Origin of the sequence: Argonema antarcticum A004/B2, assembly GCF_023333585.1 — a bacterium.
Lineage (GTDB): Bacteria > Cyanobacteriota > Cyanobacteriia > Cyanobacteriales > Aerosakkonemataceae > Argonema > Argonema antarcticum.
This window is the reverse complement of sequence record NZ_JAIQZN010000181.1, coordinates 1-6,430: the sequence shown is the minus strand read 5'-3', so window position 1 is coordinate 6,430 and position 6,430 is coordinate 1. Positions and strand designations below refer to the sequence as shown.

Genomic DNA, 6,430 nt, shown 5'->3' with positions numbered 1-6,430 from the left:
CCCTCATGGCAGGCAGTCAAAAACCAACGTTTCGATAGGGGTTTGAAAAATTTTTGATAAAAACTGACTAAATTCTTTGGGTGACTAATTGCTCAACTGAATAATCTATATAAGACGAATTTCTATAATCTTGGAAACAATCAGCAAATTGCTTGCTAATTTTTAATCTTTTATCTAATTCTGCTATTAAGATAATTCCAGCATTTGAGGTGATTTTCCCTCCTGAAAAATTAGCGATGATTTCTTTGGCTTTAAGTTTTCCTAAATTGAATTGCTTACAGGCTTTTTTTCGAGAACTGGATGTCATAATTCGACTCATATTAAATTTTTTTACTCCTCAATTATAGTAGATTTGTTCAGCTGTTAATTAATGATTAAATAATTTAATTATTTTCAAAAAATGGCGGTTAATTTTTCATTTTTCCCCTCTCTAATTCCTGATAATTATGCTGCAAGAAGTTGAGGACACGGCTATCCGGTTAATCGACATCCACGATATCTACCCTGATGATGCGATAAAGCAGAGTGCCCAAATCAGCATATTTAACCTCAAAGAACCAAACCCGGTTTCTTAAACCGGGTTTTTTTGGATTGAGGAAATCCCCCTTTCCATATATAAGTTGTAATCATAGACAAGCAAACACAAACAATGATTCAACTCAAACAATGGCAACAGCACGCCGAGTAATAATATTCGCAGACAGCGATAACACTTTTTTATCTGCCCAAAGCTTTAACAGAAAGTTAGATTGGCAAAAAATCCGCGACTATCTAGCAGACCCCGCCGAAGGCAGAGAACTGATTGAAATGGTAATCTTTGTTGGCTTACCACCAGATAGAGAACGATTTGAAGAACAGCGCAAAGCCAAAGAAAAATTCATCTATTGGGCTAAAAGCAACGGTTTTTTAGTCGTTAGCAAAGAAGGCAAAGCCAAAGGCGAAGAATACGAAACCAACATCGATATCGTCATGGCAATGGACGCCCTTGAATTAGCGCTAGAAGTTCGTCCCGACATCGTTGTTTTAGTTACCGGAGATTCCGACTTCGCTTATCTAGCAGAAAAACTCAGAAGACGAGGAATCCGTGTAGAAGTCGCATCAGTCGAACAATCTCTAGGCAACGAGCTAAAAAATGCTGCCAGCAACGTCATAGACTTGATTGAAATCTTCGATAGTTTCGAGCAACAAAACAACAATCAAAACTATTACCGCATCGGTAACGCCAATATTTTCGACTGATGACTTTCCGCAATTTCACAATTAGCGACATTCTGAAAATGCTGGCATTAACTCAACCAAAACTTCCCAAACAGACGCAAACAATCAATGGCAAATTGGTTGGACAAGACCCAAATCAATTCGAGTACATCAACTCCCAGATGGAAAATCTCGCTCAACAACTAGAACAGATAGAAATCCAAGTTGTTACAGCCCAACAACAAGATAGGAGAGAATACATTAACCAACTAAAACTCCTGAAAGCATCAGTACAAAATCTAGAACAATTGTACAACCGATTGCTGTCCACAACCATTGTAACTGTTGTAGTCTTAACAGCTTTGTTGATTTGGATGGGTTTAATTCGTCAACCATCCTACAACAAATCTCAAATAAATACTACAGTCATTGCTTTGCAGAATTAGTCATCGGTCATTAGTCATTGGTAATTCGTCAAACACGAGAGGAAAAAATGAGAGCAGTCGTTAACGGAAAATTAGTAGATTTACCCACCGGTGTAACCGTTGAAGAACTGAGAGCCAGACTCCCTGAAATTGGTAACGACGACGTAATGGAAGAAGGATTTGGAGGAACAAAACCATTAAAAGAAACAGAAGCGCTCAAAGAAGGCTCCAAAGTTTGGTCAGTTCCTAAAATCGTCAAAGGTTAATTACTAGCACTTTGTAGGGTGCGTCAGAAAAGCTAAAACCTCTCTAATTTAAAGAGCCTCTGTCTGACGCACACGACAAATTTTAATTCAATTAAAGGAGCATAAATCATGGCAATTTCCATTAGTTCTAGTCAATCAGCATTTCAGCCCACAGCACGAATTAGTGCCGAAATAAAACTGCTAGAAAAACCCGCTAAAAATGTAATAGTTGGCAGTAAAACGATCGGCGACATTCAATACATCGCAATTCTCATCAAAGGAATGCCCTTATCTTCCCAAAAATTTACAGCATCAAACAGTGACGTACTGTTTTTGTTACCACCAGAATATCCACGTCTTCCCCCCATCGGTTGCTATCTAAACTACCCTTGGGATACCGTAGGACAAGGAGATCACCACTTTACCAGACAGAGTTATTACGGCGCACCTTTCTTAAGCGAAGAAGGCTGGTATTGGTACTGCGTCGGACTTGGTGGCGGCTTCAATCGAGATAAATGGCTCAATGCTTGGCGACCTAGCAATCAACCCGAAAACGGACACAATCTCGCTACCTTATTCATCACCGCTCGTCACGCCATTAATAACGATGATTGAGGTACGTTGTGGCGATGAAGCGCTTTCATCGCCACAACTTGCCTAAAAATTAACCCCAAAGATTAACTAGACTTCAAGGAATCAAAAAAACATGAATGACTCCCAAAAATTACCAAAAGTTTCACTACAAGTTCCTCCCTTGATGTGGAATCAATTTAGTCAATCTATGCTACAAGCGCGAAGCACAAATGAAGAAGTAATCGGTTTTTTATTCTGCCAGCGCCAGCAGATCTCGAAACGTCAAGTTAGGTACTTACCAAAAACTTGGGTAGTTCCCGCTCCCGATTGCTACGAACATCAATCTGCCACTGGGTTAGTCCTCAAACAAGAATTTCACCTTTACTTACTGGAAACATATCTCAGTCAAGGATTAGATGTGGTTCACATTCATACTCATGCGGGAAACCACAGTCCTGATTTTTCCGGCCTAGACGATCGTTACGAAGCAGAATACGCTCTATTTCTCTCATCTAACTTTCGCAAACCACCACGCTTAATTTCCGGCGTATTTGACGAATACCTACAACATTCACAATTCCGAATTTGGAATAAAAAAGGAAACTCTTGTGAGGAAGTTAAATTTTACCGCTCATGGTTTGAACTCGAAGAAACCCAAAATCCGTTGACTGAGACAGACTTGATGTTCGCCCGCCAAAAAGGATTTGGACAAACTTTTCAAAAGCAACTCGGTCAACTTACTGTTACTCTCATCGGCTGTGGCGGAATTGGTGCAATTTTAGCCGAACAACTAGGACGTTTGGGTGTCAAAAATTGGCTATTAATTGACCCCGATCGCTTAGAACCCGTCAACCTCAACCGAATGCCTGGGGCAACTTGGAAAATGGCAGACCAAGGGTGGCACAAGGTTGAATACGTCAAGCAACTGATTAAAAGGATATACCAGACAGGTTCTTGTGTGAAAGCTATACCTGAGTCGATCGAAAATGAAACGGTGCAAAAAGAAATTGCTGCCACCGATCTAATCGTCGTAGCCACCGACAATCACCGCTCTCGACAAATCGCCCAAGAATTAGCCCTCCAATATGCACGTCCTCTAGTTTGTCTTGGCACTCACATCGACATCAAATCCGATGGTTCTCCCCGAATGTACTGTCGCATCACCGTTCCCCCGTTGGGAGGTGGCTGGTGTCTGATGTGCGGTAACATCATCAACTTGCAAAGAGCCGCCTTAGAGTCCGCCCCAGTCGAAATTGAAAGTTTAGCAGCACGCGCAGGTTATCTGGAAGGCATCAACGACCCAGCAGTATTTTGGCTGAACGGCATTTGTGCCAGCACCGGAGTAGGCGTGATTCAGGGCATGGTCACCGGCTTTTTGAACTTGGAAGAAGGTCTGGACTGGATCTACCAATTCCCTCAGTGTAAGTGGCATCACACCAATACCGACTATTTGGCAACCCCTGATTGTTATTTTTGCGGTGCAGGCGATCGGGATTTCACCTAACCCAACCCCTTTATTCAGACCCCACCCCTACAAGGGTGGTTTTTTTGCTTTCTTGCTTTTTGTTTCCTCACCTTTATTCCATAGACCCTTCTTAGGTAAATTTTTACTTCGCAATCTTAAAAAAAGTGGAAATTATCGCTCGTCCGCTCGATTTGAACGGATAGTAACAATTATCACCCTTAACGCGGGTCTTGCACCTGAGCGACCTCAGACACCAGCGCATCCACAAGGTTCCTCCCACAATTCTATATGGAAGACCCCCTTTCCAGACCGATGCGAAAATACAGGCAAGTAAATAGGAGCCTTTAAAACTATGTCGAAGCTAGTTCGATTGAGGTTACAGTACCCACTTGCTGTTATCCAAGAGGTGAAAGAAATAGTTGCGATCGCGCTTGCCAATCCCAGAGACATCGTGATTGACCCTATACGGCATTTGCCGGTTCTTTCGGTACGATCGCATCTCTATGGTTTGCAGCTTACAATCCCTCTGGCGTGGGGATTATCTTTATCATTTCTCTGATTATGTTCTTAGCAGGGATAGTGGTAGAAGGCAACAAATACAAAATTTACAAAGAAGATGCGCTGCCAATTCCAGTCGTTATCAATATTGCTAATCCGGCTGATTCACTAGATGCACTCAATTCCTTATTTAATTTAATTCAAGCAAAGCGTGAGTATCGCAATTATCGCCAAAATATCAAACAATACTTAGGAATTACTGAAGGCGATTTAGTTTATAAATACGAAGGAAAAATTTTTGACACTGAATATCTCAAAGAGTTCTTGAAAATTACCAAACATGATTTGCAACGAGTTAAACGTAAAACTCCCCAAAATTCCATTTTTTATTTGGTTTATATTGGCCCCATTAGTGTAGCTTTTCTAGTAGGTTCCATGTTAGGTCGGGAAGGAATGCTGCTATTTCAAAGAACCCAGGATAACAATAGTTATGAGCGCGTCATGGAGGTTAAAGACCGAAACTTAAAAGAAGATGCCCCGATCTTTGAAAAATTTGATGTTATCTATCAAAACATTGATAGTGGCAAAGATCGGGTGACAATTGCCATTGATGCGGCAGCGCATAAAGTAAAACTTAGCGACCCTAGTATTACGGATTATGGGGACATTATTGTTTTGCAAAGTAAAACTGGTAATACCATCGGTTATGAAGAAGATTGGACTCAATACTGCCGTGAAATCTTCAATGTTTTAAATAAAGCACAGCAAAATTATCAGGAGATTAGGTTGGTTTATTCCATGCCTGTGAATTTGGCTGTTGCAGTTGGGATGGCGACTCAACATTTTTGGAACATTTTGTTGACTAATTACGATTCTAAAACGGGAAAATATGAAGATTTAATCAAAATGAATGAAGTTACTTATCGTGGTTAAACTAATAATGGAGGATTGTTAAGATGAGTGAAAAATCAAAAGTTTACACAGCGATTACTTTTGCCCCAGTGCAAGGTTTTATTGAAAAGTCTCGGAAACTTCGGGATTTGTACGGGAGTTCATTTTTGCTATCCTACTTAGCGGAGGCAATTTGTAAAGCCGCTAGAAACGATCTCTATTACCCACCGAATAGCGAGAAGGATCGAGACGATCCGGTTATATCGCCTGCTTTAATTAATGTCACCCAAGGTACTCCCAACCAAATTATATTGGAGGGTGAATTTTCAGACGCAGATGCAAAAAGAGCCTTTAATGAAGCCTGGGGAAAAGTCACCCAAACTTGCCGTGAGTGGATAGAAGATGCTTGCCAAGATTGGATTAAGGAAAAGTATCCAAACTGGATTAAAGCAGGAGTGTGGAAAGAAAATAACTCCGGTACAAAAGAGTTACCTTGGACGCGAGAGTGGGATTCTTGGACAGAACACGCTTGGGAGTTCTTTTGGGAAACAGGAAAAACTGTTACGGAGGCGCGAGAAGCGTTAAATGAAAAGAAGCGATCGCGTGCTTGGACTGGTATCAATTGGATTGGCGAAAGTTCGAGTTTATCAGGTAGTGATGGTGTGGCTTATCCCGGCATGAGTCTGTGGGATGGTAAGCGAAATAAGCGCACAGAAAAGGAGAATTGGACAGATGAACAATACAAACAATGGAATTATAACACAAAGCGAGATGAAATTAAAGATTTCTATAACTTTTTAAGTCAAAAAGTTGGCGAAAAATTTATTAATTTTATTAACGCAGCACAACCTGGTACTGAAATTTACAAACAGCTAGAAGGCAGATATAAAGATTTTGATGATTTTGCTGATTTTATCAAAAATAGATTTCCTCATTTTCGCCAAGCTAAGAAAGAAGAATTCTATCGAAAATATGGTGAAGCAATTATCAGCCCTACAGAAGAGTTAAGTATTCCCGAACTAATCAAGCGGTTAATTACTTTAGAAGAGGTTGCTCATAACTGGAGTTTAGACTATCGCACCGCAGGTGCGATAGTCTAAACTTCTAGCCATCCAAAATCGCTCAGCTTTTAGCTG

The 6,430-nt window shown here is 40.7% G+C and carries 9 protein-coding genes and 1 pseudogene; 9 read left to right on the top strand and 1 reads right to left on the bottom strand.

The window, feature by feature from the left end; translation table 11 throughout:
- Positions 1-70: 70 nt before the first annotated feature.
- Positions 71-307: pseudogene (locus tag LAY57_RS34655) on the bottom strand (transposase); the annotation flags it as partial.
- Positions 308-446: 139 nt separating this feature from the next.
- On the opposite strand from LAY57_RS34655, the gene LAY57_RS36070 reads away from it, so the two are divergent.
- From LAY57_RS36070 to LAY57_RS34615, 9 genes are all read left to right on the top strand, one after another.
- Entirely contained in the window at positions 447-575 is a 129-nt protein-coding gene (locus LAY57_RS36070) for a hypothetical protein (protein ID WP_275994504.1), read from the top strand.
- Between the two features lie 91 nt (positions 576-666).
- On the top strand, positions 667-1,239 hold the full coding sequence (locus LAY57_RS34650; protein WP_249071874.1) for a LabA-like NYN domain-containing protein: 573 nt from the start codon (positions 667-669) through the stop codon (positions 1,237-1,239).
- Complete coding sequence (locus tag LAY57_RS34645) at positions 1,239-1,643, top strand: hypothetical protein (RefSeq protein ID WP_249071872.1); 405 nt, start codon at positions 1,239-1,241, stop codon at positions 1,641-1,643. Before LAY57_RS34650 ends, LAY57_RS34645 begins: the two co-directional genes overlap by 1 nt.
- Before the next feature lie 47 nt (positions 1,644-1,690).
- Positions 1,691-1,888 carry a hypothetical protein gene (locus tag LAY57_RS34640; protein WP_249071869.1) on the top strand — a complete coding sequence of 66 codons (198 nt, stop codon included), beginning with the start codon at positions 1,691-1,693 and terminating at the stop codon, positions 1,886-1,888.
- A 108-nt stretch (positions 1,889-1,996) separates the two neighbouring features.
- Entirely contained in the window at positions 1,997-2,482 is a 486-nt protein-coding gene (locus tag LAY57_RS34635; RefSeq protein ID WP_249071867.1) for a hypothetical protein, read from the top strand.
- Between the two features lie 91 nt (positions 2,483-2,573).
- Positions 2,574-3,944 carry a HesA/MoeB/ThiF family protein gene (locus LAY57_RS34630; protein WP_249071865.1) on the top strand — a complete coding sequence of 457 codons (1,371 nt, stop codon included), beginning with the start codon at positions 2,574-2,576 and terminating at the stop codon, positions 3,942-3,944.
- A 313-nt stretch (positions 3,945-4,257) separates the two neighbouring features.
- Complete coding sequence (locus LAY57_RS34625) at positions 4,258-4,464, top strand: hypothetical protein (protein WP_249071863.1); 207 nt, start codon at positions 4,258-4,260, stop codon at positions 4,462-4,464.
- A 20-nt stretch (positions 4,465-4,484) separates the two neighbouring features.
- Positions 4,485-5,336, top strand: a complete 852-nt coding sequence (locus LAY57_RS34620) for an SAVED domain-containing protein (protein ID WP_249071861.1) — start codon at positions 4,485-4,487, stop codon at positions 5,334-5,336.
- A gap of 23 nt (positions 5,337-5,359) precedes the next feature.
- The gene (locus tag LAY57_RS34615) at positions 5,360-6,394 is read left to right on the top strand and encodes a type III-B CRISPR-associated protein Cas10/Cmr2 (RefSeq protein WP_249071859.1); all 1,035 of its coding nucleotides are present in this window, start codon (positions 5,360-5,362) and stop codon (positions 6,392-6,394) included.
- Positions 6,395-6,430: the final 36 nt, after the last annotated feature.

Excerpts from the sequence above, each read along its gene's own strand:
- LAY57_RS34625 (WP_249071863.1), top strand. The coding sequence starts at position 4,258 with ATGTCGAAGCTAGTTCGATTGAGGTTACAGTACCCACTTGCTGTTATC.
- LAY57_RS34645 (WP_249071872.1), top strand. The coding sequence starts at position 1,239 with ATGACTTTCCGCAATTTCACAATTAGCGACATTCTGAAAATGCTGGCA.
- LAY57_RS36070 (WP_275994504.1), top strand. The coding sequence starts at position 447 with ATGCTGCAAGAAGTTGAGGACACGGCTATCCGGTTAATCGACATCCAC.
- LAY57_RS34650 (WP_249071874.1), top strand. The coding sequence starts at position 667 with ATGGCAACAGCACGCCGAGTAATAATATTCGCAGACAGCGATAACACT.
- LAY57_RS34640 (WP_249071869.1), top strand. The coding sequence starts at position 1,691 with ATGAGAGCAGTCGTTAACGGAAAATTAGTAGATTTACCCACCGGTGTA.
- LAY57_RS34635 (WP_249071867.1), top strand. The coding sequence starts at position 1,997 with ATGGCAATTTCCATTAGTTCTAGTCAATCAGCATTTCAGCCCACAGCA.
- LAY57_RS34630 (WP_249071865.1), top strand. The coding sequence starts at position 2,574 with ATGAATGACTCCCAAAAATTACCAAAAGTTTCACTACAAGTTCCTCCC.
- LAY57_RS34615 (WP_249071859.1), top strand. The coding sequence starts at position 5,360 with ATGAGTGAAAAATCAAAAGTTTACACAGCGATTACTTTTGCCCCAGTG.